Origin of the sequence: Agromyces sp. NBRC 114283 (assembly GCF_030268405.1) — a bacterium.
Lineage (GTDB): Bacteria > Actinomycetota > Actinomycetes > Actinomycetales > Microbacteriaceae > Agromyces > Agromyces mediolanus.
In genome coordinates this window covers 2,015,758-2,042,551 of the sequence record NZ_BSQP01000001.1, presented here as the reverse complement: position 1 = coordinate 2,042,551, position 26,794 = coordinate 2,015,758, and the positions used below count along the sequence as shown (strand labels likewise).

The following is a 26,794-nucleotide window of genomic DNA, read 5'->3' as shown; positions in this document are numbered from 1 at the left end:
GGGCCCCTCGTTCAATGGAACCCCAGGGCCTCCCACATGTCCAGCCTCGGCGGGAACGCGGCGTGTCCCTGAGCTTCGCTCGGCTGGACCCCGGCCCGCGGCTCGTCAGCCGAGCAGCGGGAACGTGCCCGGGAACAGCGGACCGTCCCCCGGTCGCACGTCGCGCTCGGCGTAGGCCGCGCGAAGCTGCTCGAAGATCCGCTGCGCCTCGACCGCGAGCGCGGCGAGGTCGACGCCCGGCAGCGCCCCGTCCACCACGACGGGCCGGCCAGCGACCATGCTGAACCTGGTGTCCCGCGCGGATCCCGCGAGCACGAGCGCGCGCAGCGGATCGTCGACCGGTCCGGTGCGGAACTCGTCGAGGCCGAACGCGACGAGGTCGGCGCTCGCACCGGGCGCGATCCGCCCGAGATCGGGTCGGCCGAGCGCGTGCGCGCCGCCGAGGGTCGCCGCCTCGAAGTACTCGGCGAGCGATCCCCGCGACAGCTCGCCGTGCTGCGCCTTCGCGAGGTGCACCCCGGCGTCGATGCCGCGGATCAGGTCCGGCGGGAACGAGTCGGTGCCGAGGGCGATGTTCACCCCCGCGTCGAGGTAGTCGGACAGCCGTTCGAGGAGGAAGGCGTATCTGGCGTTCGTGAGCGGGCAGTGGATGATGCTGGCCCCCGCTCCGGCGAGCGCGGCGAGGTCGCCGAGGTCTTCGCCCGCGACGTCGGGATGCACGTCGAGGTAGACCCCGTGGGCGAGGATGAGGCGCTCGTTGAGCAGGCCGGCCCGTTCGATGAGGCCGAGCGGCGTCGTGCCGCTGGCCGCGGCGATGAGTTCGCGTTCGGCGTGGTCCTGGAAGGCGTGCACCCGGACCCGGACGCCCCGCTCGGCCGAGACCCGGCCGGTCTCGTGCAGCAGCTCCTCACGCAGCGTCTCGATCCGGCACGGGGCGAGGATCCCGGTGACGAGCGGGTCGTCGAGGCGTTCGACCGTGTCGAGGAAGCGCACCGCGTCGGCGAAGCCGGCTCGGCCGAGCTCGTCCTCCCAGTGGATCGCGGCGGCGCCTCGTTCGTCGGTGACGTGCACCCCCGAGCGGTAGCTCGGGCCGAGGAAGGCGCGCAGTCCGAACGCCGAGGCGGTTCGCGCGACGTCGAGGAGATCGTCGTGCTGCTCGGCCCAGGCCGAGTGCACCTCCGAGGCGATGGGCGCGAAGCTCGTGATGCCGTGCAGCGCGAGCTGCGCGAGCGCGTACCGCCGCATCGTGGAGCGGTCCTCGGCCGAGAGCACCTCGCGCCGGCGGTGCGCGGCGTAGTCGGCCGACCAGCCGAGGCGTTGCTCGTGGGCGGCGTCGCCCCAGGCGTCGAGCTGGAGGTGGTCGAGGTCGGCGAGCGCGTCGAGGTCGATGAGGCCGGGCATGAGGACGCTGCGGCCGAGCTCGATGCGCTCGTCGACCGCTCCGGCGAGCGCGGGATCGCCGGGTCGGCCGACGGCCGCGATCCGCTCCCCCTCGACGAGCACGGCGCCCTGCTCGAGCAATGCGGTCCGCTCCCCGGCCCGGGCGACGACCCAGTCCGCGGTGACGAGCGTCCGTCGCGCGGTCACGAGGCGAGCCGTTCGCGCCGCACCGGGCGCCATCCCGGCCGCGGCACCGCGGCGCGGAGCGAGCGGGTGTATGGGTGCACGGGGTCGGCGAGGAGCTCCGCGGTGCGGCCGCCGTCGACGACCCTGCCCTGCTCCATCACGATCATGCGGTCGGAGATCTGGTTCACGACGGCGAGATCGTGGGAGATGAAGAGATAGCTGACCTCGCGGGCGGCCCGGATGTCGGCGAGCAGGTTGAGGATCTGAGCCTGGATGGAGACGTCGAGGGCGGCGACGGCCTCGTCGAGCACGATGACCGCGGGGTCGGCGGCGAGCGCCCTGGCGATCGCGACGCGCTGGCGCTGGCCGCCGGAGAGCTGGTGCGGGTGCTTCGCGGCGAAGCGCTCGTCGAGACCGACGCTGTCGAGGATCTCGAGCGCGCGGCGCTGCACGGCGCGCCGCGTCGCGGCGTCCCCGGCGTGGAGCGCGACGCTCGTCGCGACGATGTCGCCGATGCGCTGGCGGCCGTTCAGCGAGGAGTACGGGTCCTGGAAGACGTACTGCACCTCCTTGGCCCAGCGGCGGCGGTCGGCGAGCCGCTTCACGCCGGCGGCGCGCGATTCGCCGCGCACGGCGAGCTCGCCCGCGGTGACCGTCTCGAGGCCGACGAGCATCCGGGCGACGGTGGTCTTGCCGGAGCCCGACTCCCCGACGATCGCGAGGCACTCGTTCGGGAAGAGCTCGAAGGAGACGTCGTCGACGGCGATCACCGGCTCGTCCCCCGCTCGGCCGGGGAAGATCTTGCGCAGCCCGCGGGCGACGACGATGGGCTCGGCTCGACCGGCCGTCGCCGGGTCGGTCGCGTGGGTCTCGTTGGGGGTCATGACGCCTCCGCCTTCAGCAGTTCGTGGGTGGCCCGGTCGTAGCGCAGCACCGGGAGCCGTTCCACGCGGTGCTCGATGCTCGGCCGGGCGCCGAGGAGTTCGATCGTGTACGGATGCCTCGGCGCCTCATACACGTGCGCGCCCTGTTCGACGATCTCGCCGGCGTACATGACGGCGAGCCGGTCGCAGCAGGCCGCGGCGAGCTCGAGGTCGTGCGTGATGAACAGGAGGGAGAGGCCTCTCGCCCGCCGCTGCTCGTCGAGGATCGCCATGACGTCGGACTGCGCGGTGACGTCGAGCGCGGTCGTGGGCTCGTCGGCGAGGATGAGCTTCGGCTCGGCGAGCAGCACGCTCGCGATCATCACGCGCTGGAGGAGCCCGCCGGAGAGCTCGTGCGGGTACTGGCGGAGCCGCTGCTCGGGGCTGCGCACCCCGACCTCGTCGAGGAGCTCGACGGCCCGCCGCTCGGCGTCGCGGCGATCGACGCCGCGGTCGCGCACGAGCGCCTCAGTGAGGAAGTCGCCCACCCGGTGCACCGGGTTCACGTGGGCCCGCGGGTCCTGGAAGATCATGCCGACGTCCCGCTGCCGGTAGCGGCGGAGCGCCTGGGCGTTCATCCGCGGCACCGAGGCGCCCTCGAAGGCGATGTCGCCGGTGACCCGGAACGCGGGGTCGAGCATCCGGGTGATGGCCCGGGTCGTGAGGGACTTGCCCGAGCCGGACTCCCCGACGAGGCCGAGCGCTTCCCCCTGGCCGATCGTGAAGCTCACGCCGCGCAGCAGCTCCTGTTCGCCGCCGCGGAGGCGCAGGGTGGCTCGCACGTCGTCGAGCCGCAGCAGGGGGTCGGTCATCGCATGCTCCTTGCACTCGAGGTCAGGCGGTCGCCGATGACGGTGACGCACCAGACGATCAGGACGATGAGGGTGCCGGCGGCGATCGCCTCGGTGGGCTGGCCGCGCAGCAGGGAGTCGAAGCCGCTCTTCACCATGAGCCCGAGGTCCGCCGTCGGCGGCTGCACGCCGAGCCCGAGGAACGACACGGCGGCGAGATCGATGACCGCGAAGCCGAGCGACGACACCGCCTGCGCGACCACGATCGGCTGCACGTTCGGCAGGATCTGGGTGAACGTGATGCCGGCGCCCGACTGGCCCTGCAGCCAGGCGGCCGACACGTACGGCATGTTCCGCTCGCGGAGCGCCGCGCCGCGCACGACGCGGGCGACGTACGGCACGTACGCGATCGCGAGCCCGCAGACCACGGTGATGAGGCTCGGGCCCCAGATCGCGACCGCGATGAGCCCGAAGACGATGCCGGGCACCGCGAACAGCACGTCGAGCAGCCAGCTGATCGCGGTGTCGATGCGCCCGCCGCGCCAGGCGGCGAGGAGCGCCAGCAGCGTGCCGACCACCGTGGCTATGAGGATGACGAGGCCGGGCCCCGCGAGCGTGATGCGGGCGCCCCAGATGAGGCGGGACAGGATGTCCCGGCCGAGCGCGTCCGCGCCGAGGAGATGCGCGGGGCTCGGCTCGGAGAGCGAGGCGAGCAGGTCGGGGTAGTCCGGGTCGTACGGGGCCACGACCGGGGCGAACGCCGCGGCGAGGGCGATGACGAGCAGCACGGCCGCGGCGATGCAGCCGACGACGCCGAGCCGATCGCCGGCGGCTTTCGCGAGCCCGGCCCCGCGTCGTTCCCGGGCGACTCTGGCGACGGCCAGGCTGGTGGTCGATGGGGTGGTCATTTCCGGCTCCCGAGGGCGATGCGCGGGTCGATGAAGGTGTAGAGCACGTCGACGACGGCGTTCACGAGGACGAAGGCGACGACGAGCACGAGGATGACCGCCTGCACCACGGCGAAGTCGCGCTGCAGGATGGCGCGCACGAGCAGCGAGCCGAGGCCGTCGAGCGCGAAGACGTTCTCGACGACCACCGCCCCGGCGATGAGCGTCGCGATCGTCAGCCCCAGCACGGTGACGATGGGGACGAGCGAGTTGCGCAGCACGTGGTGGCGGACGATGTAGCCCGGCGCGAGGCCGCGGACCGTCGCGGTCTGCACGTGCTCGCGCCCCCGCTCCTCGAGCACCGAGGCCCGGGTGATCCTGGCGAGGTAGGCGGCGCTCGCGACCGAGAGCGCGAGCGCCGGGAGCGCCAGGTGCACGAGGGTGTCCAGCCCGCCGCTCCCGGAGCCGAACGTGGGGAACCAGCCGAGTCCGACGGCGAAGACGCTGATGAGCGCCACGCCGATCACGAACGACGGGGTGGACAGCCCGATCGCCGCGATCGAGGAGGTGAGCTGGTCGGTCCAGCCGCCGCGGAGCGCGGCGAGGGTGCCGGCCGAGATGCCGACGACGGCGATGATCAGCGCCGCCATCGACACGAGGGCGAGCGTGGTGCCGACGCGACCGGCGATGAGGTCGGAGACGTCCTGGCGGTACACGATCGAGTAGCCAAGGTCGCCCCGAAGGAGGTCGCCGAGCCAGGCCACGTAGCGCACGAAGAACGGATCGTTCAGGTGATACTGCGCGGTGACCGCCGCGATCTGCTCCGGAGTGCCGCCGCGGGGCCCGAGGATGAACGCCAGCGGGCTTCCGGGGGCGAGGTAGAGCAGCCCGAAGACGAGGAAGGAGGTGACGAGGAGCACGAGCAGCAGGCCGCCCGTGCGCCGCGCCAGGTACGCGCCGAGGGACATCCGGCTACTCCACCCCGCCGATCGTGGCCGCCCACGGCGCGTACAGGTAGGCGAAGGACGCCGTCGCGCCCGAGATGCGGTCGTTCTGCACGAGCGTCACGGGCTCGTAGGCGAGCGGGATCCAGGGCAGCTGCTCGGTGATGATGCGCTGCGCCTCGATGACGTGCGCGGCGCGTGCGGCGTCGTCGGTCTCGGCGCGGGCGGCGAAGAGCGGCTCGTCGGCGAGGTCCCACCCGGTGTAGTTGTGGCTGTCGGTGCTCGCGAAGAACTGGTAGACGTCGAGCGCGTCCGCGAAGCTGCCGTAGTTGGTGGTGAAGAAGCCGTCGATGCCGTCCCGGGCGGCGGGGTCGAAGTAGAGGTTCCCGAACTGCTCGACGGGGATCACCTTCGTCTGGATGTCGAGGCCGATCGCCTGGCCCGCGGCCTGGATGACGTTCGCCGTCTGCTCGTGCACGGCCGAGCTACCCTGCACGGCGAGCACGATCGGTGGGACGGTGCCCGCTTCGGCGACGAGCGCCTTCGCCGCGGCGAGATCCGGCTCGGCGGAGAACTCGCCGTACGCCTCCTCGAAGGCGTCGCGCTCGTACCCCCAGTAGTCCGGGCCCGCGAGGCTCGTCGCCGGGATGCCGGCGCCCTGGAAGACGACCTTCGTGAGCGCCTCCCGGTCGATGGCGAGCGAGAGCGCCTGCCGGATGCGCTCGTCGCCGAGCGCTCCGTCGAAGTCGGTGGTCGTCATGGTCCAGAAGACGAGCGACTTGCCGTAGGTGGTGGTGACCTCGTCGCTCTGCTCGAGCTGGGTGAGGCCGGCCGGCGGCAGATAGAAGAACTGCCCGTCGACGTCGCCGGAGCGCAGGGCGTTCACCGCGGTCGACTCGTCGGCGATGAAGCTGAACTCGAGGGCGGCGGCCTTCGGCGCGAGCGCCTGGTCCCAGTAGCCGGGATTGGCCGCGAGTCGGAGGTTCTTGCCCGAGCTCCAGGATTCGAGCGAGAACGGGCCGGTGCACTGCAGACCGCCGTTCGGCGTGCCGAAGGCCTCGCCCGCCGACTCCGCGGCCTGCTTCGACACGATCGCGCCCGCGGCCGTCGCCATCGCCTGGGTGAACAGCACGTCGGGCTTGGTGAGCGTCACCGTGACCTCGTTCGGCGCCGTCGCGGTGATCGAGGCGACGTTCTGGAAGTAGCTCGCGAAGTAGCTCGTCGTGGTCTCGCCGGTCTGGCGCTGCAGCGAGTAGACGACGTCCTCGGCGGTGAGTGGGGTGCCGTCCCAGAAGGTCACGCCGTCGCGGAGGGTGTAGACGACGGTGGTGTCGTCGGGCTGCGTGACCGCTGCCGCGAGTCCCGGCTCGGTGCTGAGATCCGGCTTCATGCGCATGAGGCTGTCGCAGAGATTGGCCACGACGGTGTTCTCGGCGTAGTTGAACGTGTACATGGGGTCGAGCGACATCGGCTCGTACGGGAGGTTCCACTTCACGAGCTCGACGGGCGCGGTGCCCGGCTCGGTGGTCGTGGCGAGGTTCGAGAGGTCGACCTCGAGGCCGCCCTCCCCGGTCGCGGTCTGCGCGGTGCAGCCGGTGAGGGCGAGCCCGGCGGCGGCCAAAGCGGCCGTCGCGAGGGTGATGCGGCGTCGGGACACGGGAACTCCTTCGTCGGTGTGTCGATTCGATGGGGGGATGGAGCGAAAACTGGGTCGCGCGGCTTCAGCGCGCGGGAAGGGTCCGTCCGTTGCGGACGACGCGCTCGGGGGCCGGGCGGTCGACGACGAGCTGGGCGAGCGACTCGCCCGCGAACTCCAGCCGGGTGGGGGCGTCGGCGGCGGCCGGGGCGGACAGTTCGGGGATGCCGAGGAGGCGGCCGCCCTGCTCGGAGGCGATGCGGTAGGCGCGTTCGAGCTGGGCGTCGGTCATGGCGCCGGTGCGGTAGGCGAAGAGGTGGGCGCGGTCGACCATGCTGCCGGTGCCGAACGGGGTCCAGGAGTCGCGCACGCCGTCCGAACCGAGCGCGAGCTCGACGCCGTGCGCTTCGAGCAGCTCGGGGTCGAGCACGGGGTCGTCGCCGAGCGCGCAGGTGGTGACCCAGAGTCCGGTCTCCGCGACCCGGTCGAGCGTCTCGCGGAGCGAGGGGGCGTTCTGCTCGGCGAGCGCGAAGGCGTGGCTCACGGTGACGCGGCCCTGCATGCCCCGCGCGACGGTGCGCGCCGCGATCTCTCGGATCTGGGCGAGGCCGGGTTCGCCGCCGTCGTGGAGGTGGATGTCGAGATCGCGTCCGCTGCGCTCGGCGAGCCCGAACACCGCGTCGAGGTGGGCCTCGACGTCACCCTCGAGCCCGAGCGGGTCGATCCCGCCGACGAGGTCGGCGCCGGCGTCGAGCGACGCGGCCATCACCTCGAGCGTGCCGGGATTGGTCAGGAGGCCGAACTGCGGGAAGGCGACGATCTGCACGGTGAGCCACGGCGCGAGCCGCGACGCGGCCGCGCGCACGCCCTCCACGTTGCGCAGGCCGAGCTCGCTCGACACGTCGACGTGGGCGCGCATGGCGAGCGTGCCGTTCGCGAGGGCGGTGCTGAGCAGCCCGTACGCGCGTTCCTCGACGCTCCGCGTGTATCCGCGCTGCGTCGCGAGATCGTTGGCGATGAACTCGGAGAGTCCCGCGGCGGCGGTGCGCGACATCCACGGTCCGCCCCAGCTGGACTTGTCGGGGTGGACGTGCGCGTCGACGAGGCCGCCCGCGACCACGCGGCCGGGAGCGGGCGCGCCGTTGTGGTGTGCGGCGGTGCCGGTGGTGGCTTCGGGCATCCCTGCTGAACTCCTTCGTTCTCGCGGCTCGACCGCGTGGCGGTCTCCCAGGCGATTTGTCAGATGTATGATAACCATACATTCACGAGAGAAGAGAATGGAATCGTGAAACCCATCCAGCGCCGCTCCCTCGTCGACACCGTGGTCGACCGTCTGCACTCCGAGATCACCTCCGGGTCCTGGCCCGTCGGCACCCGCATCCCGACCGAGGCGGAACTCACCGAGCAGCTCGGCGTCAGCCGCCCCTCCGTCCGCGAGGCGGTGCGCTCGATCGTGCAGCTCGGCCTGCTCGAGACCCGGCAGGGCGACGGCACCTACGTCGTCGCCGATGACCCCACCGAGGTCGCGCTCCGGCGCACCATCGACGTCGCCGACGCCCGGGAGGTGCTCGCCGTCCGTCGCGCCCTCGACATCCTCGCGGCCCGCGAGGCGGCCGGGAACCGCGACGACGACGATCTCGCCGCGCTCGCCGACGCCCTCGCCGGGCGCCGTGCGGCCATCGAGGCGCAGGACGTCGACGCCTTCGCCGACCACGACGTCGCGTTCCACCTCGGCGTGGCGGGCGCCACGCACAACCGGCTCCTCGTCGGGCTCTACGCGAGCTTCGACGCCTCGCTCCGGCACTCCGTCGCGCAGAACTCGTGCCTCTCGAACAACGCGGACCCGAACACCGCCGATCTGCACGAGGCCCTCTTCCGCGCCATCGAGCGGCGCGACGTCGACGCGGCCTCCGCCGCAGCGGTCGGCGTCCTCGACCAGAGCGAGCAGTCGCTCGATGGCTGACCGGCGCGCCGCACTCGGCGCGCCGTTCGCGGCCGGCGCCCTCGTCGTCGGTATCGGCCTCTCCGTGCGCTCGCCGATCACGAGCGTCGCCGCGCTCCTGCCTGAGCTGGAGCGCGACTTCGAGCTGGGTGCGAGCGGCGCCGCGTGGCTCAGCACCATCCCGGTCCTGCTGTTCGGGCTCGCGGCGCCGATCGCTCCCCCGCTCGCCCGTCGGCTCGGCGCCGACCGAGCGGCGGCGGTCCTGCTGAGCGCCCTCGCGCTCGCCATGCTGCTGCGCCCCCTCGGCACGGTGCCACTGCTGCTCGGCACCGTCGTCGTCGGCGCGAGCATCTCCCTCCTCGGCATCCTCACGCCGCAGCTCGTCCGCACCCACCTCGACCGGCGCCACGGGCTCTGGTCCGGGGTGTACACGGCCGCGTTCGGCGCGAGCGCCGCACTCGGCGCCTCCCTCGCCGTGCCGATGCTCAGTTTCACCGGCGACAGCGCGGCCATCGCGGTCGGGCTCTGGGGCCTGCCCGTCGTCGCCGCCGCCGTGCTGGCCTGGGCGGTGCTGCCGCGGCTGTCGGGCGCGGCCGCCCGCCTGCCGGAGCGCTCGACCCCGCGCGGTCCGGGCTCGATCCTGCGCGCGCCGCGCATGTGGTCGGTCACCGGGTTCTTCGCCGCTCAGGCGCTCATCTACTTCGCCTTGACGGCCTGGTTGCCGACCATCGCCGTCGATCGCGGACTCGCCCCCTCCCAGGCGGGGTTGCTGCTCGCCTGGATGAGCGTCGCCGGCATCCCGGCCGCCCTGCTCGCTCCGACGATCGCCGCGGGCTTCCGCACCCAGTCGGGGGTCATCGCCGTCGTCTCCGCATGCTCCGTCCTCGGCATCCTCGGCCTCGCCTTCGCGCCGATCGCGCTCGCGCCCGCCTTCGTCGCGGTACTGGGCATCGCCCAGAGCGCCGCGTTCGGCCTCGCGGTCGGGCTCATCGTGGCCCGCGCGCCCGACGCCGCGCGCACCTCGGCGTTCTCCGCGGTCGCCCAGGGCGCCGGCTACGCCGTCGCCGCACTCGGCCCGCTCACGCTCGGCCTGCTCTCCTCGGCCGGCGTGCCGTGGACGCCGCTCATCGCAGGGCTCTCGCTCGTCGCGGGCGCGCAGCTCGCCTTCGGCCTCGCCCCCGGGCGCCCCGCGCCCCGGGGTCCGCTCGCGTCCCCCCGCGTGCCGCGTCGCGCGAATCGACGGTCCACCGCCGGCCCCGCCACCACCAGGAGGTCCCCATGAGGTCCACACGCGCTCGGACGGCCGCGGCCGCAGCCCTCGCCACCGCGGCCGCACTCACCCTCGCCGGCTGCGTCGCCGCCGGTCCGAGCCCCACGACTCCCCCGCCCACCACCGCACCCGCCGAGGAGGCCACCCCCATGCCCGCGACCCCGACCCTGCCGCCCGCCGAGGCGACCGCGCTGCTCGTCACCGCGACCGCCGCCGGCGACCTCGCCGAGGCGCGGCGCGCGCTCGAGCAGGGCGCCGACCCGAACGCCCGAGACGCCGAGAACCGACCGGTCCTCGTCACCGCCACCCGCGCCGACCGCGCCGATCTCGCCGAGGCGCTGCTGGAGGCCGGGGCCGACCCGAACGCGAAGGACGCGATCGAGGACTCCGCCTTCCTCTACGCCGGCGCCGAGGGCCTCAACGAGGTCCTCCGCCTCACCCTCGAGCACGGCGCCGACGTCGCGAGCACGAACCGGTACGGCGGCACCGCGCTCATCCCGGCGAGCGAGCACGCGCACGTCGAGACGGTGCGCATCCTGCTCGCGGCCGGCGTGCCCGTGAATCACGTGAACCGGCTCGGCTGGACCGCCCTGCACGAGGCGATCGTGCTCGGCGACGGCAGCCCCGAGCACGTCGAGACCGTGCGGCTGCTGCTCGCCGCGGGCGCCGACCCCTCGATCCCGGACGGCGACGGCGTGCTGCCGCGCCGGCTCGCCGAGCAGCGCGGCTTCAGCGCGATCGTCGCGGAGATCGACGCGGCCGGCTGAGCGGCGGCGCCGGTGCGCGGGTGCGCGCGCTCAGTCGCGCGGCGGTGCGGGTTTCGCGGGCGGCGGCGGAGGCATCCGCCGCAGCTGGCCGAACCGGCCGGCGAGGCCCGCCAGCAGCAGCGGACGCGCGAGCACCCACGCCCCGACGAGGGCGAGCACGGAGACGGCGAAGATCGCGAAGCCGACCCAGTCGCTCGCGTCGCGCGAGGCGTACATGTGGTTCAGGTTGCGCAGCGCCCCGGTCGCGAGCACGAGCACGACGTGCACGAAGGTGAAGAGCAGGAAGAACAGCATCACCGGGAAGTGCACGGCTCTCGCGAGCCGCTCGGGGAACACCCGGGCGAGCGGGCCCTGCATGGGCCAGACGGGCGAGAGCCGCAGCCCCGTCAGCACGGCGAGGGGCGCGGCGAGGAAGACGACGGCGAAGTACGAGAGCACCTGCGCGTCGTTGTACGCGACCCAGGAGTTCTCGACGGGCCAGTCGAGCGAGAGGTACTGCAGCACGACGGAGATGGAGTTCGGCACCACGTCCCAGCTCGTCGGTACGATGCGCAGCCACTGCCCGGTCGCGAAGAGCAGCACGACATAGAGGAGCCCGTTCAGCACCCAGAGCGCGTCGACCACGAGGTGCAGCCACACGGAGATGCCGAGCCGGCGCGGGGCGCCCTTCGTGCGCGGCCAGCGCGTGTTGTCCCGCGTCCAGAACGCCGGCGGACGCGCCTTGGACCGGATGATGAGCCCCGTGCGCACGAGCAGCACGAGGAAGAACGCGTTGAAGAAGTGCTGCCAGCCGAGCCAGGCGGGGATGCCGACGGGCGCCCCCTCCGGCAGCGGGCTGTGTCCGGGGTAGCTCGCGACAAAAGCCTCGACCTCGGGCAGGGTGCGCAGCCACCGCGCGAGCAGCACCGCGAGCCCGAGCAGCACGACCGCGCCGACGGCGAGGATCGCGAGGCGCTTCGGCGAACGGAAATCGAGCGCGGAGCGCGGGGAGGACGGCACGGTACTCAGCGTGCCGAAACTGCCCGACGGGTGCAACTCGGTCGCGTCACACGCCGCCCCGATGTCGCGCACCCGCCAGGGTGGGCAGTGGTCCGGTTCATTGGGGGTAGGGGGTCTCGCCCCTGGCGAGCATGCCGACGAGCTTCTCGAGGCGGTTGCGGCGGCTCGTCTCGCTCGGGGCGGTCGCGATGCGGTGCAGCACCGCGAAGCGGTTCGTGGCGTTGAGTCTGGCGAAGAGCTCGGCGGCCGCGGGCTCCGCGTCGAGCGCCGCCCGGAGATCGGGCGACACCTCTGCGGTCTTCGAGCCCGCGTAGGCGCGGTCCCAGCGGCCGTCGGCCTTCGCCCGCGCGATCTCAGCCTCGCCGCGGGGTCGCATGCGACCCGCCTCGATGAGCGCGGCGACGAGCCCGATGTTGCGCTGCGACCAGAGCGAGGCGCGGCGCCGCGGAGTGAAGCGTTGCAGGAAGGTCGCCTCGTCGTAGCTGCGCTTCTGCCCGTCGATCCACCCGCTGCAGAGGGCCTCGTCGAGCGCCTCGGCGTAGCTCAGCGAGGTGGGCGTGCGCGTGCCCTTCTTCGCAAGCAACAGCCAGACCCCGTCGGACTCGTGCTCGTTGGCGTCGAGCCAGGCGCGCCAGGCTGCGGCGTCGGGAACGACGAAGGGCTCAGGGGACTCTGCGGGCACGTGCCCACGATAGCGACGACCGCCGACACGCTCTCCGCTCATCGAGGGGGTCACATTCCGGCATCCGCGCCCGCAACGGGCCGATTGGATCTCGGAAACCGACCCCCTCGGTGCGGGCGCAGCACCCGGGCGATCATGGCGATCGCCTGCTCGAAGCGCGCGGGATGCTCCGCCGCGTAGTGCACGATGAGGCCCGGTGGGCCGGGGCGGTGCCGCTGGGCGCTGAGCGGCTGCACGAGCACGCCCAGTTCGCGCGCCGAGGCGGCGATCCGGGCATCGTCGACCCCGTCTGGCAGCTCCAGCAGCAGGTGGAGGCCCGCGGCGACGCCGTGCACGCGAACCCCGGGGAGCTGCGCGCGGACCGCCGCGACGGCCGCGTCCCGCCGGAGCCGGTGCCGTGCCCGCATCGCCCGCAGGTGCCGTTCGAGCGCGCCGGTGTCCAACAGCCGCGCCAGCGCGAGCTGCGGCAGCGCGGGCGAACCGAGTCCGCTCGCCCACTGCCGTTCGACGAGCTGCTCGACGAGCCGCGCGGGCGGCACCAGCCAGCCGAGCCGGAGGGCGGGCGCGAGCGTCTTCGACAGACTCGAGGTGTAGGCGACGCGCTCGGGCGCGAGCGGCTGCAGCGCGCGCACGGGGCGTCGGTCGTAGCGGTACTCGGCGTCGTAGTCGTCCTCGACGATGAGCCGGCGTGCTCGCTCGTCCGCCCACGCCACCAACTCGCGCCGCCGCCCGGGGGCGAGCACGACGCCGCTCGGGTACTGGTGCGCGGGCGTCACGAGGACGACGTCGGCATCGCGCCGCCGGAGCTCCTCGACCGCCAGGCCGTCCCCGTCGACGGGCACGGGCTCGACCCGCGGCATCCAGTATTCCAGGATCAGGCGGTTGCCGGTCGCGCCCGGATCCTCGAGCGCCACCGAGTCGTGCCCCTCGCCGAGGAGCGCGCCGGCGAGCAGCGCGAGCGCTCCAGTGACGCCGGCGGTGACGATGACGCCGCCCGGTTCGGCGACCACGCCGCGCGAGCGGGCGAGCCACGCCGAGAGCGCCTCGCGGAGCGCCAGGGCGCCGGCCGGGTCCTGATAGCCGAGCGTGCGCCGGGACGCCTCGGCGAGCACCTCGCGCTCCGCGCGCAGCCAGGCCGCGCGGGGGAACGCCGTGAGCTCGGGTACTCCCGCGGCGAGGTCAATCGGATCCTGCGCCGTGCGCCGGGGCGGCCGCGACGGCAAGACCTGCCCCGCGGCGGTCGCCGATGCCCGCGGTGCCCGCTGCGGGCCCGCGGCGGCAACCACGGTACCGACCCCGACGCGCGGCACGACGAGGGCCTCCTCCGCGAGCCGTCGATACGCCTCGGCGACGGTGTTCCTGGCGAAGCCGAGTTCGCCTGCGAGCACCCGACTCGCCGGCAGCCTGGAGCCCTCGCGCAGGGCGCCACCCGCGATGGCCGCACGCAGTTCGCCGGCGAGCCAGTCCGCGCGACGTCCGCGCGGCACCGCGGTCGAATCCAGCAGGAGGAATCCGTCGCCCGGCATTGGCCCAATCTATCCATCATCGATGGCACCTGTCGATGGTCCATTCGAGCGGGCAGGCTCGCGGCATGCCCACCACCTCTCTCACAGCGACCGCACCGTCCCGCACCGCCGGGCTCGGCTGGTGGGCGCTCTGGCCGGGACTCGCCGCGATGGCGCTGCTCGGCAGCAGCGTCGCGGTGATCGACGCGACGCGCACCCTGCCAGCGTTCGCCCTGCAGTCCGCCCGCTACGCCGTGGCCGTCGCGGCCATCGTGGTGTTCGCGCGCATCTTCCGGGTGCGCCTGGTACTGCCGCGGCTCCGGGACCTGGGCTGGGTGCTCGGCGGGGCGGCGACCGGCCTCGTCGGCTTCAACCTCGCGACGATCGTGGGCACCGCCCATGCCGAGCCCGCGTTCCTCGGCGCCGCGGTCGGCTGCATCCCCCTCGTGCTCGCACTCGCCGCTCCGCTCGCGGCGGGCCGACGCCCCTCGCCCCGCCTCGTCGTCGGCGCGGTCGTCGTCAGCGTCGGAGCGATCGCCGTGACTGGCTGGGGCCGCGCGGATCCAATCGGCATCCTGATGGGCCTCGCACTCGTGGCCGGCGAGGTCGGGCTGACCCTGTTCGGCGCGCGGGCGCTGCCCCGCATGGGCGCGTGGAGCTATTCGGCCGCGACGTGCGCCGTGGCCGCGCTCGTGTTCGCCCTCCTCTCGGCCGTCACCGAACGCCCGGATCCCGCGGCGCTCGCCTCACCCGCCGCACTCGGCGCGATCGCCTACCTCGGCGCGATCGCCACCGCCCTCGCCTTCGTGCTCTGGTTCACGGGGGTCAGCCGGATGGGCGCCGCCGCGGCCGGCCTGTGCGCGGGGACCGCCGCCCCGGCTGCGGCCCTCATCGCCGCGGCGCTCGGCGCACCGCTCCCCTCGCCCGGCGCCTGGCTCGGGATGGCGGCCATCGCCCTCGGCCTCGTGATCGGCTTCGCACCGCGCCGCCGCACCCGTCGGTGACGTCGATCCCTGCGCCTTGACTTCCAACACAAATCCAATATTATTTGAAGCAACGGGAGCAGAACGGCCGGTCGACAGGCATTTTCCGCCCCGGGCCGCACTCGCGGCCGCCGTTCGGCGCGCGTGCGCCGAACGGACGAACCCCGTCGACGCAGCGTCGCCCGGCCGATGGCGGCCGCGCGCCCACGTCCCATCCCCTAGGAGCCCTCCCATGAGCTACCCCTACCTCGACCGCTTCAACGGCGTCTTCGGCGGCAAGGCCCCCGTCATCGGCATGGTGCACATGTACGCCCTGCCCGGCGCCCCCGCCTTCTCCGGCGATCTGAACGACGTCATCGACCGCGCGGTGCAGGACGCGAACACCCTCGCCGAGGGCGGCGTGGACGCCCTCCTCGTCGAGAACTTCCACGACTACCCCTTCTACCCCGTCACCATCGAGCCGGAGACCGTCGCCGCGGCCGCCGTCGTCGCCCGCGAGGTGCGTCGCCAGACCGAGCTGCCGATCGGCATCAACATCCTCCGCAACTCGTGGAAGGCCTCGCTCGGCATCGCCGCGGCCGTCGACGCGCAGTTCATCCGGCTGAACATCCTCACCGACGCCTCGGTGACCGACCAGGGCATCATCAACAGCGAGGCGCACCTCGTGGCCCGCTACAAGAAGCACATCGGCGGCGAGCACATCCTCACCCTGGCGGATCTGCTGACGAAGCACGCGCGCCCGCTCGTCGAGCGCCCCGTACCGGTCATCGCGGCCGACATGCTGCACCGCGGCGGCGCCGACGCGATCATCCTCGCCGGCGACGACACGAGCATGCCGCCAAGCCTCGACCGCCTGCGCCAGGTCAAGGACGCCATCGCGGACGCCCCGATCATCCTCGGCTCGGGCATGACGGCGAAGCACGCCGCCACCTACGCGGAGGTCGCCGACGGCGCCGTGTTCGGCTACGGCTCGAAGCCGAACGCCGACATGGACCTGCCCGCGAGCGGTGAGATGACCCGCGAGTTCGTGCAGCTCTGGCGTTCGGGTCAGGTCAAGAAGGCGGCCTGAGCCGTCCAGCTCCCGCCCGCAGCACCTCGGGGCCCGCGCCGCTACGGCGCGGGCCCCGAGCCGTGCGCCGGCGACGCGATAGGTTCGAGCAGGCACGACCGACCACCCCGAGGAGCCCGAGTGAGCGAAGAGCGCGTCCCGCCGTCGCGACGGCGGTCCACCCGCGTGCCGTACGCCGACCGCGCCTACGACGAGCTGCTGCTGCAGATGATCGGCGGGCGGCGCGAGCCGGGCGACCGGCTCAACATCGGCGCCCTCTCGCGCGAGATGGGCCTGTCGGCGACGCCGATCCGCGAGGCGCTCGCCCGACTCGAGCCGACCGGCTTCGTACTGCGGCATCCGCTCCGCGGCTACGAGGTCGCCCCGCTCCTCTCCCCCACCGAGATCGTGCAGCTCATGGACGCCAGGCTGCTGTTCGAGCCGAGCTTCGCGGGCGAGGCGACGGCGAAGGCGGATCCCGAGTTCCTCGGCCGGCTGCTCGCCACCATCGAGACGATGGAGCGGGCGGGCGAGCTCGCCGACCCCGAGACGCTGAAGGCGAGCTGGGTCGCCGACGAGTCCTTCCACACGCTCATCAGCGCGCAGACCGGCAACCCCTTCACGCACCGCGCCTTCGCCGCGCTCGGCAGCCAGTTGCAGCGCTTCCGGCTGAGCGGCCGGGCCGGCCGCACGCACGCGCTCGAGGCGGCGGCCGAGCATCGCGGCATCTACGACGCGATCGCGGGCGGCGACGTGGAGGCCGCGGAGCGGCTCATGCGGGCGCACATCGAAGAGGCCAGGCGCCGCACGCTCACCGACGAGCGCGCGGCGAGCGCCGGCACGGCCGAGCCGCCCGCGCGCTGAAGGCGCCCGGCGCCATAAGGCTCCGGTCTCCGCGCGCACGACCGCGCCGCCGGTCCCCCCACGGTTCGCGGAGGACCGACGGCGCGGCCGATCTGGATGCCTAGTCGGCCTGCTTGCCCTTGAAGACGCCGTTTTTGCGCTTCGCGACGAGGTAGAGCACGACGCTGATCGCGCAGAGCGTGGCGACGTAGAACGGGAAGACGTTCCCGAGGCCGACGCTCTGCAGGTAGACGAACAGGTACGAGGCCGTGCCGCCGAAGAGCGCGACGCCGATGCCGTAGCCGAGACCGACGGCGGTGCCGCGGAACTGCTGGGGGATCATCAGGTTCGCGACGGTGCTGAAGATCGTGAGGTTCAGCAGCAGCACGAGGGAGCCTCCGAGGAGCACGGCCGCGAGCGGGCCGACGCCGTTGCCCGTGTAGAGCAGCACGAGGAAGATCGTCGGGATCGCGAGCAGGCGGCCGAGCACGAACCAGCGCGAGAGGTCCCACTTGTCGAGCACGCGGCTGAGCACGAAGGCGCCGACGGTGAGGATGACGCCAAGCGAGGTCGACACCGCGAAGACGCCCGTGGGGTCCTCGCCGTAGGTGCCGGTCGCGATGGACGGCAGCCCCGAGAGCCAGGTGTAGTTGTACGCCTGGATGGCGCCGACGATGAAGACGACCGCGAGGATGCTGAGCCAGTACTTGCGCACGCCCCTCCAGACCTCGCTCGTCTGCTTCCGCGTGGTGACCGCGCTGCCCTCGGCGACGCTCGAAGCGGCGGGCAGGGTCTCCGGCAGGGTGCGGCGGAGCCACAGCACGATGAAGCCGAGCAGGCCGCCCAGGATGAACGGCACGCGCCAGCCGTACTCGGCCATGCCCTCGGGGCCGATCAGCGAGCTCGTGACGAACGCGGTGAGCGGGGCGAGCATGTTGCCGAGGTTGTTGAACGTCGCCATGAAGCCGGCGACGTAGCCCGGGCGGTCCGGCACGAGCTCGACGCCGTAGGCCGCGCCGAGCGAGCCCTCGATGCCCGTCGAGAAGCCCTGCATGATGCGGCAGAACAGCACGATGACGCCGGCCCAGATGCCGAGCGTCTCGTGCGTCGGCAGGATGCCGATGACGAGGCTCGCCGCCGCGGTGACCGCCACGGCCCCCACCATGACGGGCTTGCGGCCGAGCCGGTCGGCGACGAGGCCGAAGACGACGCCGCCGATCGGGCGGACGACGAAGCCGACCGCGAAGACGGCGAGCGAGTTCAGGGTCGCTGCGACCGCGTTCTCCCCCGGGAAGAAGGCCTGTCCGATGTAGACGGACAGGAGCCCGAACATCGCCCAGTCGTACCACTCGAGCGCGTGGCCCGCGCTGAGGGCGAACAGCTGCTTGGCGTGCCCGGGCTTCCGGACGGGCGAGGCCTCGGCGCGCGACGCGGGCGCGGGGTCTTGGAGTTTCGACATCGGGGGGAGCTCCTTCGCTCGATGCCACCTTCGCAGAAGCGGGGTGAGGTTGTCGGTAATAAAATAGTATAGCGGGCGCTATAGGATTAACGCCAGGGCAGCGGGCGGCGGAGCGTCTCCCCGATGAGCTCCAGCACTCCGTCGAAGTCCATGTCGAAGATCACCCGGTGGATCGGGCGGGTCTCGCCCTTCACCGGGTGCACGCCGGCGAGGAACCGCTCCCCCGTCGCCTGGTCCTCGAAGGTCTGCAGCGGACGCTGCACGGCCCCGGCGACGAGCTCCGGCCGCAGCAGCGTCGCCACCGCGAGGCTGTCGTTGATGCCCATCACGCGCGCAGTGTCGGGGCGGCCGTACGAACGGGAGTAGAAGCCCGCGTAGTCGTGGCTGATCGCGGTGATGAGCTCCGCGGGCGGCGACTTCGTCTCAGCGGCGAGCTCGAGGAAGAAGTCCTCCGGCACGAGCGCCTGTCGGGTCACGTACGGACCGCACCAGGTCACGTTCCCCTCGTGGCTCGCGACGATCTCGGCCGCGTCGATGTCGAAGGACACGTTCGGGTCGCGCGAGACGCGGAATCGGCGGTCGGCCCACGGCTCGGTGTCGTGGTAGAGCGCCGGGCCCAGCGTGCCGACGATCGTCGTGCTGCGCAGCCGCTTGAGCAGCCGCGGCTCCTGCTGGAGCGCCTTCGCGAGGTTCGTCTGCGGGCCGAGGGCGAGGTAGTCGATCTCGCCCTCGTGCTGCGCGACGAGGTCGAGCAGGATCGGGATGCCGTTGGGCTCGGCGGGCACGCTCGTCTCCGGGCGCAGCCCGGTGTTGCCGAAGCCGTCGTCGCCGTGCACGCCGGACGAGAGCTTCAGCTCCTGCTTCAGCGGCACGTCGGAGCCCCGGTACACGGGAACGTCCTGCCGCCCGCAGGTGTCGAGCACGTAGCGCGCGTTGTCGGCGGCGCGGTCGCCGTGACAGTTGCCGAAGACGCTCAGCACCGCGAGGATCTCGACCTCGGGATCGGCGGCGAGCAGCATCAGCGCGAGGGCGTCGTCCACACCGGTGTCGGTGTCCACCACTACTTTCCTCATGGTCCGTTCCTTCTGTTCTCTCGTTCTCGTCCGGCCTGCGGCCGTGGTCGGATGCCGGCGCTGGCCGGCACGGTTCAGGGGGCGCTGAGCCCCACAGCTTCGAACGCCGCCAGGGCCCGCTCCCCCGCGAGCGACGCCGCGAAGTCTCGCGCGGCGGCCGGCGCACCGCTGCGCGCCCCGATCGCGAAGCGCGCGTAGGACTGCAGCTCGTGCGGGATCGGCTCGACGAGGTGGGGCCCGTCCACCGAGCGCAGTTCGCTCAGCTGCTGGATGGCGAGCTCGGCGCGGCCGTCCACGACGGCCTCCGCCGTGAGCCCGGCCGGGAAGCGCACCGCGCGCTCGTCGAGGCGTTCGAGCAGGCCCCGCTTCCGCAGGAGCCCGGCGAAGTGCAGCCCGCTCGCGCCGGAGAGCGAGTAGGCGACGGCCCGGGCCTCGAGCAGCCGGTCGAGGAACGCCTCGGCCGAGGCATCCGCCAGCGACGGTGTCTCCGGCAGGCGCGCCACGCCGATCGCCGAGACGGCGAGTTCGGTGACGGTCTCGGGGTCGAGCACGCCCTGCGCCGCGAGCTCGCCGACCGAACCGGCGACGCCGAGCACGAGATCGGGGCGCTCGCCCGCGGCGATCCGGTCGAGCAGCACCGTCGTCGGCTCGAAGGTCGCCTCGATGCGCTCGCCCGTCTCCGCCTCGAAGGCGGGGATGAGCGAGTCGACGAGCGGCTGGCGCACGACGAGGCCGCTGTAGAGGGTGATCATGCGGCGGGGGTCCTTCCCTCGGTGGGCGGCTGAATGGGCGGTTGTGCGAGCGCCGCGACCCGCTCCGCGGTGAGCGGAGCGGTGCGGTGCCCGGCGGTGAGGAAGAAGAGCTGCGCGGTGTGCTCCAGCTCCTCGAGCGCGTCGAGCGCGCCGTCGAGGTCGCTACCGGCGACGACGGGCCCGTGGTTGCGCAGCAGCAGGGCGTGGCTCGCGGCGGCGGCCTCCTCGACGAGGGCGGTGCCCGAGGCATCCCCCGGCGCGAGGTACGGCAGCAGGCGCAGCGCGCCGACCCGCATCGCGAAGTAGGCGGTGAGCGGCGGCAGGGGCGCCTCGGGGTCGAGCCCGTCGAGACACGACAGCGCGGCGGCGTACGGCGAGTGGGTGTGCACGACGGCGTTCAGCTCGGGCCGGGCGCGGAGCACCGCGAGATGCAGGAACGCCTCCTTGGTCGGGCGGGGCCCGTCGAGCCGGCGCCCCTCGGCGTCGAGCACCGAGAGCGCCCCCGCCTCGACCTCGCCGAGGCTGACCCCGGTCGGGGTGAGCAGGATGTGCTCGCCGTCGCGCACGGCCAGATTGCCGGTGCGCCCGTGGCTAAGTCCGCGCCCGTGGATGGCGTGCGCGATGCGCTCGACCGCGAGCGCCGCGGGTCCGGCGCCGCTCACTCGCCGGCCCCCGCTTCGGCGACGTCGACGAAGAACCCGGGCTCGCCGAAGTTCCCGGACTTCAGCACGAGGTGCAGCGCTCGGCGCGGGTCGTGGATCCAGGGCGCGCCGAGCGCGGCCTCCTCGCCGACCACCGCGGTGCCCATGCGGAGCGCGCGCACGACTTCGCCCGAGGTCTCGCCGCCGGCGACGAGGAGCCGCTGCACGCCGCGCGCCGCGAGGCCCTCGGCGATGAGTCCGGCGGTGCGCTCGTAGAGCTCGCCCGCCTCGGGGAATTCGGCGTCGCGCTCGGCCGCGGGGCTCGACGAGTAGATCAGGGCGGAGCCGTCGCCCGAGTGCGCATCCCACCAGGCGAGCGCGCCGGCGGCCAGGCCCTCGGCGGTGTCGCCGCGCTCGGCGCGCAGGCGGTAGCTGGGCGCCCCGGAACGCTGGAAGCGATCGATCTGCTCCAGCGTGCGGCGCGAGCAGCTGCCCGCGATGATCGCGGTGCGGCCGGCGGGCGGGGCGCTCGCCGGCCGCCCGCTCGCTGGCCGGCGCCGGGCGAGCGCGCCGACGAGGCCCGCCGAGCCCGCGACGAGCGGTGCGCCGTCGATCGCCTCCGCGATCACGTCGAGGTCGGCGTCTTCGGCCGCGTCGGCGACGAGCTGGACGACGCCGGATGCCTCGGCGGCCGCGACCGCGTCGCGCACCGCTGCGGCGCCCGCCCGGACGACCTCGAGCGGCAGCAGGCCGACCTCGCCGGCGACCTGCGGCGCGAGCAGCCGCGGCACCGAGGAGTCCCGCATCGGGGTGACCGGGTGCTCGCGCATGTGCGTCTCGTCGAGCGGCACGCCGCCGACGAAGAGCCGCCCGCCCGTGACGGTGCGTCCGTGCAGCGGAGCCGCCGGGGTCGTCACGACGAGGGCCGCGCCGAGCTCGGCGGCGAGCGCCCCGGTGACCGGTCCGATGTTGCCTTCGGGCGTCGAGTCGAAGGTGGAGCAGTACTTGAAGTAGGCGCACTCGGCACCGGCCGCGCGCAGTGCCGCGAGGGCCGCGAGGCTCTGCGCGACGGCGTCGGCGACGGGGATGGAGCGGGTCTTCAGCCCGATCACGATCGCGTCGGCCTCCGCCTCACCCGGCTCGAGCTCCGTCGTGAGCGACAGCAGGGTGCGCAGGCCCGCTCGGCTGAGCGCCGCCGCGACGTCGGTCGCGCCCGTCACGTCGTCGGCGATGACGCCGATCATCGGCCGCGCCCCGCGATCTCCGCAGCGAGGCGGCTCGCCGCCGCCGTGGGCGCATCGAGCACCGGCACGCCGAAGCGCTCGGCGAGAGCGGCGGCGGCCGGGGCGAGCGAGAACTGGGCGAGCACGACGGCGTCGTAGCCCGGCGCGGCCGCCTCGATCGCCGCGGCGAGCACGGCGGTGAGCTCGGCTTCGGGCTGCGGCTTCGCGGCGGCCGGTACGACGAGCGTGTCGAGCTCGGTCGCGACGCCGGCCGCGTCGAGGGCGGCGGCGAGCCGGGTCGAGCTGTCGGCGGCGGCCGAGTCGAGCGAGGCGACGAGGAGCACCCGGGCGGCGCCCAGCGCCACGGCGGCGTCGAACAGTGGGCCGTCCGCGGCGAGCACGGCCACCCCGTCGGCCACCGGATCGCGCAGCTCGGCGCGCGCGCCGTACTGCGAGCAGGTGAGCAGCACGCCGTCTGCGCCGCCCTCGATGGCGAGGGCGATGAGCCGGTCCATCCGGGCGGCGAGCGGCGCGGTGATCCCGCCCTCGCCCTGCGCGTCCGCGAGCAGGCGGTCGTCGAGCAGGTTCCAGACCGTGCCCTCGGGGAACTGCGCGGCGATGGCCGCGGCGGCGGGTGCGATGGCGAGCGGCGTCGCGCTGATCAGCGCGATCCTCGGGTCGGTCATCCTCGGATCCTCTCCGTCCAGCCGAGCCCTTCGACGGTGCCGGCGACCGGCCCGTACTCGAGCCCGATCCAGCCGTCGTACTCGCTCGCGGCGATGCGTGCGAGGACGCGCTCGTAGGCGATCTCCCCCGTGCCGGGCTCGCCGCGGCCGGGGTTGTCGGCGATCTGCACGTGCCCGATGCGCGGCACGAGCCGTTCGAAGCGCTCGATGACGTTCCCGCCGTCGATCTGCGCGTGGTAGACGTCGAAGAGCACGCCGACCGTCTCCGGGTCGACGGCCTCGGCGACGGCCGCGGCGGTCTCCATCGTGGCGAGGCCGTAGCGGGGTTGGTCGCGCTTGTTGATCGGCTCGAGCACGAGGCGGATGCCGGTGCCGCGGGCCTGCTCGGCCGCCCAGCCGATGTGCGCGACGTAGCCGGCGAAGGCGAGCTGCGGGTCGACGCCTTCGGGCCGGAGCCCGGCCATGACGTGCACGACGGGCGCGCCGATCGCGGTCGCGTACTCCAGCGCCTGCAGCACGCCGGCCCGGAACTCCTCCCCCGCGCCCGGCACGAAGCCGGCGCCCATGACGGTCGCCGAGCCCGCGGGCCCAGCCGGGGTGTTGATGAGCGCCTGGGCGAGCCCGGCACCGGCGAGCAGCTCGCGGATCCGCTCGGCCGGCAACTCATACGGCGAGGCGTACTCGACGGCGGTGAATCCCGCCGCGGCGGCCGCGTCGAAGCGCTGCTCGAACGGCAGCTCGGTGAACATCCACTTGAGGTTCGCCGCGAGGCGCACGGGCCCCGAGGCCGTCTCGACGATCACGCGGGCACCCCCTCGTAGCCAGGGTTCACGACGAAGCGGGGCGCGCCGGCGGCGCTCAGCACGTCGATGACGTTGGCCGCGGCCATCCGCCCGGACTCGCCGCGGGCCTCCCGCGTCGCGCCCGCGACGTGGGTGGTCGCGAGGATGCCGGGGGTGTGCAGCAGCGGGCTGTCGGCGGGCAGCGGCTCGGTGGCGAAGACGTCGAGTGCCGCTCCCCCGATGACGCCGTCGCGGACGGCGTCGACGAGGGCGTCCTCGTCGACGATGCCTCCGCGGGCCGTGTTCACGAGTACCGCGTCGCGCTTCATGGTGCGGAGGCGTGCGGCGTCGATGAGGTTACGGGTGGAGTCGTCGAGGAAGAGGTGGAGGGTGACGAAGTCGGACTGGGCGAGCACCTCGTCGAGCTCGGCGCGGCGGATGCCGTTGGCGGCCGCGAACGCCTCGTCGAAGTAGGGGTCGTAGGCGACGACCGACATGCCGAAGCCCGCGGCGATGGTCGCGACGGCCTTGCCGATCGAGCCGAGGCCGAGGATGCCGAGCGTAGCGCCGGCGAGCTCGCGCCCGGTGAGCTGCTGCCAGCTGCCCGCCGCCAGGTTCTGGATGTTCTCGGGCACGCGCCGGGCGACGGCGAGCATGAGCGCGAAGACGTGCTCGGCGACGGCCTGCCGGTTCGCTCCGGCCGTGATGCAGACGGGGATGCCGCGGGCGGTGGCCGCGTCGAGATCGACGCTGTCGTAGCCGACGCCGGTGCGCACGATGAGCTCGAGGCGCTCGGCCGCGGCGAGGTGCTCGGCGGTGAGCGGCAGGGTGCCCGCGATGATCGCGCGGACGCCGGCGAGCAGCTCGAGCCGTTCCGCCTCGCCGAGGGCGGCGAGGTCCGGCACGTGCCGGGTGGAGAGCCCGGCGGCGCCGAGCATCAGGTCGACCTCGTCGCCTGGGTGGAGGAAGGCGGTCGTGATGAGGACGTCGGCGGTTCCGGTCACCAGATCCCTCCCTCGTAGTCGGCGGCGGTGAAGGCGCCGCCGTGGAAGGCGGGCACGGTCTTGCTGCGGTCGACCGCGTCGGCGTGGTCGGCGGCGTCGTCCTTCGGCCGGTAGCCGATGGCGTCCCAGCCGGCGTCGGCGTTCCACCAGCGCTCCGAGTTCGCCGAGGTGCCGTAGACGACCTGGCAGCCGACCGGGCCGCCCTCGATCGCGCAGCGGACGAGCTCGACGCCGTCGGGCCAGCTGAGCCAGAGCGCGAGCTGGCGGGTGTCCTCGGGCGCGGGGCGGAAGGTGCCGATGCGCAGCAGCACCGACTCGACGCCCCACTTGTCGTGGTACAGGCTCGCGAGCGCCTCGCCGAAGGCCTTCGAGACGCCGTAGTAGCTGTCGGGGCGGAGGGCCGCCGACTCGTCGAGCAGCTCGGAGGAGGGGTGGAAGCCGACGCTGTGGTTCGAGCTCGCGTAGACGACGCGGCGGACGCCGGCCCGGCGGGCGGCCTCGTACACGTGGTAGGTGCCGTCGATGTTCGCGGTGCGGATGGCCTCGTAGGGCGCTTCATCGGCGACGCCGCCGAGATGCACGATCACGTCGACCCCCGCGGCGGCCTCGGTGAGCCGGTCGAGCTCCGCGAGGTCGCCGAGCACGAGCTCCTCGCCGGGGAACAGCTCGCCCTCCGGGGCGCGGCGGGCGAAGAGCACCACCCGGTCGTAGCGGCCCGCGAGGCCCTCGCGGATCACCTGGCCCATGCGGCCGGTGCCGCCGGTGTAGAGCACGGTCGTCATCGTCGTCCTTTCGTTCGCAGCGGCGTCAGCCGATGCTTCGGTCCTGCTCGCCCTCGGCATCCGCGAAGTAGCCGATCTCGGCGCGCTGCGGGCGTACGCGGTGCACGGCCCCGTCGGCGAGCGCGAGCCCGACGTCGTGGCCGGGCACGAGCAGGCCCGCGGTGTCGCCGAGGAGCGAGCGCAGCCGGTCGATCGTGGCGGTGCTCGCCTCGTCGTCCAGGCTCGAGTCGGCGCGGAGGGTGGTGAGCTCGTGGAGGTTCTTCACCGCGTCGCCCGCGAAGACCAAGCGGTCGTCGGTGCGCTCGGCGAAGAAGGCGAGGTGGTGCGGGGTGTGCCCGGGGCTCGCGAGAGCATGGATGCCGGGGAGCACCTCCTGCCCGGCGCGCATCCGCTCGACGCCCTGGCGGCGGCGCAGCAGCTCCTGCACGTGCAGATCGGGGATGAACTTCGTGCCCGCCGGCTGCTCGGCGGCCCAGGCGAGCTCGTCCTCCCCCACCCAGGTGGTCGCGCTGGGGAACATCGTGAAGTTCGCCACGTGGTCCCAGTGCAGGTGGGTGATGAGCACGTCGGTGACGTCGGCCGGGGTGAGGCCGAGCCGACCGAGCCCCTCGTGGATGAGCGGGATGTACGCGGGCTGGCCCGCGTCGATCAGCACGCGGCGCTCCCCGTCGTCGAGCAGCCAGAGGCTGCTCCAGCCGAAAGCGCCGTGCGAGGCGGACTTGCCCGGGAAACCCTCGACGAGCGGCGTGGCCGTGTAGCCGCCGCCGGCGGTCACCGCCTCGGTTCCGTCGCGCTCCATCGCCGCCTCCTCAAAATAGTATGGACTATAGTATTGCACAATCTCGAGAACTGACCCGACGGCTGCCCCACAGGCGCCGCCCGACCCGCTCAGTCGCCGAGCGCTCGATCAGTCGCCGAGCAGTCGCTCCGTCGCCCCGATCACGTGGGCCCGCATCGCCTCCGCAGCCGCCGCACCGTCGCCGGCCTCGATCGCCTCGAAGATCGCCGTGTGCTCGGGCGCCGCGCGCCGCGCCCCCGTGCGTCCGAACTTCGAGAACAGCCGGAAGCGCTGGATCTGTCCCCCGAGCGCGCCGTACGCCATCTCCAGGAAGCGATTGCCGGCCTGCGCCGCGATGCACATGTGGAAGCGGTCGTCCGAGCGCCAGTACAGGTCGAAGCCCTCGGTCTCGATGTCGGCGAGCTCGGCGGACTGGTGGAACTCGTCGACCGCCTCGCGCAACTCGGCGATGAAGGCATCCGTCTTGCGGAGCGCGGCCTGCTCGGCGAGCTTCGGCTCGAGCAGCAGTCGCGCCTCCATGAGCTGCTGCACCTCGGTGCGCGTCATCATCGGCGCGACCCGGTAGCCGCGGAGCGCCTCGCGCTCGACGAGGCCGGTGTGCTCGAGCCGGGCCAGCGCCTCGCGCAGCGGCGTCTGGCTGACGTCGAGCTCGCGCGAGAGCGCGCCGATGTTCAGGCTCTGGCCGGCGCCGCGCTCCCCCGACATGAACTGCTGCAGCAGGACGTCGTACATCTGATCGGCAATCGGCCTCTTCGTGGGTGTCCGCTCGACCATCCCCTCAGTGTAGGGCCACGCCCCCGGTCCGGA

General features: G+C 73.4%; 27 protein-coding genes. 6 read left to right on the top strand and 21 right to left on the bottom strand.

Annotation, left to right across the window (positions count from 1 at the left end):
• Positions 1–105 precede the first annotated feature (105 nt).
• The 7 genes from QSJ60_RS09885 to QSJ60_RS09855 all read right to left on the bottom strand — a co-directional run bounded on the left by QSJ60_RS09885 (position 106) and on the right by QSJ60_RS09855 (position 7,927).
• Entirely contained in the window at positions 106–1,587 is a 1,482-nt protein-coding gene (locus QSJ60_RS09885; protein ID WP_285463505.1) for a chlorohydrolase family protein, read from the bottom strand.
• A complete protein-coding gene (locus QSJ60_RS09880) occupies positions 1,584–2,450 on the bottom strand; it encodes an ATP-binding cassette domain-containing protein (RefSeq protein ID WP_285463504.1) in 867 nt (288 codons plus the stop codon). The genes QSJ60_RS09885 and QSJ60_RS09880 overlap by 4 nt, the downstream gene beginning before the upstream one ends.
• The gene (locus tag QSJ60_RS09875) at positions 2,447–3,301 is read right to left on the bottom strand and encodes an ABC transporter ATP-binding protein (RefSeq protein ID WP_285463503.1); all 855 of its coding nucleotides are present in this window, start codon (positions 3,299–3,301) and stop codon (positions 2,447–2,449) included. The genes QSJ60_RS09880 and QSJ60_RS09875 overlap by 4 nt, the downstream gene beginning before the upstream one ends.
• Complete coding sequence (locus QSJ60_RS09870; protein WP_285463502.1) at positions 3,298–4,188, bottom strand: ABC transporter permease; 891 nt, start codon at positions 4,186–4,188, stop codon at positions 3,298–3,300. The genes QSJ60_RS09875 and QSJ60_RS09870 overlap by 4 nt, the downstream gene beginning before the upstream one ends.
• A complete protein-coding gene (locus QSJ60_RS09865; RefSeq protein ID WP_189084745.1) occupies positions 4,185–5,135 on the bottom strand; it encodes an ABC transporter permease in 951 nt (316 codons plus the stop codon). Before QSJ60_RS09865 ends, QSJ60_RS09870 begins: the two co-directional genes overlap by 4 nt.
• Before the next feature lie 4 nt (positions 5,136–5,139).
• Entirely contained in the window at positions 5,140–6,768 is a 1,629-nt protein-coding gene (locus tag QSJ60_RS09860) for an ABC transporter substrate-binding protein (RefSeq protein WP_285463501.1), read from the bottom strand.
• Between the two features lie 64 nt (positions 6,769–6,832).
• A complete protein-coding gene (locus QSJ60_RS09855) occupies positions 6,833–7,927 on the bottom strand; it encodes an amidohydrolase family protein (protein WP_285463500.1) in 1,095 nt (364 codons plus the stop codon).
• A gap of 105 nt (positions 7,928–8,032) precedes the next feature.
• Between QSJ60_RS09855 and QSJ60_RS09850 the strand changes: the two genes are divergently transcribed.
• Genes QSJ60_RS09850 through QSJ60_RS09840 form a run of 3 tightly spaced genes read left to right on the top strand, consistent with a single transcriptional unit; the run spans position 8,033 to position 10,726 of the window.
• Positions 8,033–8,710, top strand: coding sequence for a FadR/GntR family transcriptional regulator (locus QSJ60_RS09850; protein ID WP_285463499.1), 678 nt, complete (start codon positions 8,033–8,035; stop codon positions 8,708–8,710).
• Positions 8,703–9,971 (top strand): MFS transporter, encoded by a 1,269-nt coding sequence (locus QSJ60_RS09845; protein WP_285463498.1) that lies wholly within the window; start codon positions 8,703–8,705, stop codon positions 9,969–9,971. The genes QSJ60_RS09850 and QSJ60_RS09845 overlap by 8 nt, the downstream gene beginning before the upstream one ends.
• On the top strand, positions 9,968–10,726 hold the full coding sequence (locus tag QSJ60_RS09840; RefSeq protein ID WP_285463497.1) for an ankyrin repeat domain-containing protein: 759 nt from the start codon (positions 9,968–9,970) through the stop codon (positions 10,724–10,726). Before QSJ60_RS09845 ends, QSJ60_RS09840 begins: the two co-directional genes overlap by 4 nt.
• A 30-nt stretch (positions 10,727–10,756) precedes the next feature.
• Here the strand turns inward: QSJ60_RS09840 and QSJ60_RS09835 are convergent, their stop codons facing one another.
• From QSJ60_RS09835 to pdxR, 3 genes are all read right to left on the bottom strand, one after another.
• The gene (locus QSJ60_RS09835; protein ID WP_502871401.1) at positions 10,757–11,734 is read right to left on the bottom strand and encodes a cytochrome b/b6 domain-containing protein; all 978 of its coding nucleotides are present in this window, start codon (positions 11,732–11,734) and stop codon (positions 10,757–10,759) included.
• 88 nt (positions 11,735–11,822) lie between these two features.
• Entirely contained in the window at positions 11,823–12,449 is a 627-nt protein-coding gene (locus QSJ60_RS09830; RefSeq protein ID WP_502871384.1) for a YdeI/OmpD-associated family protein, read from the bottom strand.
• 8 nt (positions 12,450–12,457) lie between these two features.
• Positions 12,458–13,933, bottom strand: coding sequence for a MocR-like pyridoxine biosynthesis transcription factor PdxR (pdxR, locus tag QSJ60_RS09825; protein WP_285463494.1), 1,476 nt, complete (start codon positions 13,931–13,933; stop codon positions 12,458–12,460).
• 65 nt (positions 13,934–13,998) lie between these two features.
• Here pdxR and QSJ60_RS09820 point away from each other — a divergent pair, with 65 nt between their 5' ends.
• The 3 genes from QSJ60_RS09820 to QSJ60_RS09810 all read left to right on the top strand — a co-directional run bounded on the left by QSJ60_RS09820 (position 13,999) and on the right by QSJ60_RS09810 (position 16,807).
• Positions 13,999–14,916 carry an EamA family transporter gene (locus tag QSJ60_RS09820; protein ID WP_285463493.1) on the top strand — a complete coding sequence of 306 codons (918 nt, stop codon included), beginning with the start codon at positions 13,999–14,001 and terminating at the stop codon, positions 14,914–14,916.
• A gap of 211 nt (positions 14,917–15,127) precedes the next feature.
• Positions 15,128–15,964: a BtpA/SgcQ family protein gene (locus QSJ60_RS09815; RefSeq protein WP_189084734.1), complete on the top strand. Its 837-nt coding sequence runs from the start codon at positions 15,128–15,130 to the stop codon at positions 15,962–15,964.
• Between the two features lie 120 nt (positions 15,965–16,084).
• Complete coding sequence (locus QSJ60_RS09810) at positions 16,085–16,807, top strand: GntR family transcriptional regulator (protein ID WP_285463492.1); 723 nt, start codon at positions 16,085–16,087, stop codon at positions 16,805–16,807.
• Positions 16,808–16,907: 100 nt separating this feature from the next.
• Here QSJ60_RS09810 and QSJ60_RS09805 read toward each other — a convergent pair whose 3' ends face one another.
• From QSJ60_RS09805 to QSJ60_RS09755, 11 genes are all read right to left on the bottom strand, one after another.
• The gene (locus tag QSJ60_RS09805; RefSeq protein ID WP_230763090.1) at positions 16,908–18,245 is read right to left on the bottom strand and encodes an MFS transporter; all 1,338 of its coding nucleotides are present in this window, start codon (positions 18,243–18,245) and stop codon (positions 16,908–16,910) included.
• An 86-nt stretch (positions 18,246–18,331) separates the two neighbouring features.
• The gene (locus tag QSJ60_RS09800; RefSeq protein ID WP_285463491.1) at positions 18,332–19,303 is read right to left on the bottom strand and encodes a nucleoside hydrolase; all 972 of its coding nucleotides are present in this window, start codon (positions 19,301–19,303) and stop codon (positions 18,332–18,334) included.
• Between the two features lie 89 nt (positions 19,304–19,392).
• Entirely contained in the window at positions 19,393–20,070 is a 678-nt protein-coding gene (locus QSJ60_RS09795; RefSeq protein ID WP_285463490.1) for a substrate-binding domain-containing protein, read from the bottom strand.
• The gene (locus tag QSJ60_RS09790; protein WP_285463489.1) at positions 20,067–20,732 is read right to left on the bottom strand and encodes a class II aldolase/adducin family protein; all 666 of its coding nucleotides are present in this window, start codon (positions 20,730–20,732) and stop codon (positions 20,067–20,069) included. The genes QSJ60_RS09795 and QSJ60_RS09790 overlap by 4 nt, the downstream gene beginning before the upstream one ends.
• Positions 20,729–21,955: a 3-oxo-tetronate kinase gene (gene otnK / locus QSJ60_RS09785; RefSeq protein WP_285463488.1), complete on the bottom strand. Its 1,227-nt coding sequence runs from the start codon at positions 21,953–21,955 to the stop codon at positions 20,729–20,731. Before otnK ends, QSJ60_RS09790 begins: the two co-directional genes overlap by 4 nt.
• Positions 21,952–22,620, bottom strand: a complete 669-nt coding sequence (locus tag QSJ60_RS09780; RefSeq protein ID WP_285463487.1) for a hypothetical protein — start codon at positions 22,618–22,620, stop codon at positions 21,952–21,954. The genes otnK and QSJ60_RS09780 overlap by 4 nt, the downstream gene beginning before the upstream one ends.
• The gene (locus QSJ60_RS09775; protein WP_285463486.1) at positions 22,617–23,423 is read right to left on the bottom strand and encodes a hydroxypyruvate isomerase family protein; all 807 of its coding nucleotides are present in this window, start codon (positions 23,421–23,423) and stop codon (positions 22,617–22,619) included. Before QSJ60_RS09775 ends, QSJ60_RS09780 begins: the two co-directional genes overlap by 4 nt.
• Complete coding sequence (locus QSJ60_RS09770) at positions 23,420–24,406, bottom strand: phosphoglycerate dehydrogenase (RefSeq protein ID WP_285463485.1); 987 nt, start codon at positions 24,404–24,406, stop codon at positions 23,420–23,422. The genes QSJ60_RS09775 and QSJ60_RS09770 overlap by 4 nt, the downstream gene beginning before the upstream one ends.
• Positions 24,403–25,188: an NAD-dependent epimerase/dehydratase family protein gene (locus tag QSJ60_RS09765; protein WP_285463484.1), complete on the bottom strand. Its 786-nt coding sequence runs from the start codon at positions 25,186–25,188 to the stop codon at positions 24,403–24,405. The genes QSJ60_RS09770 and QSJ60_RS09765 overlap by 4 nt, the downstream gene beginning before the upstream one ends.
• Positions 25,189–25,213: 25 nt before the next feature.
• Positions 25,214–25,987, bottom strand: a complete 774-nt coding sequence (locus QSJ60_RS09760) for an MBL fold metallo-hydrolase (RefSeq protein ID WP_285463483.1) — start codon at positions 25,985–25,987, stop codon at positions 25,214–25,216.
• Positions 25,988–26,095: 108 nt separating this feature from the next.
• Positions 26,096–26,761, bottom strand: a complete 666-nt coding sequence (locus QSJ60_RS09755; RefSeq protein ID WP_285463482.1) for a GntR family transcriptional regulator — start codon at positions 26,759–26,761, stop codon at positions 26,096–26,098.
• Positions 26,762–26,794: the final 33 nt, after the last annotated feature.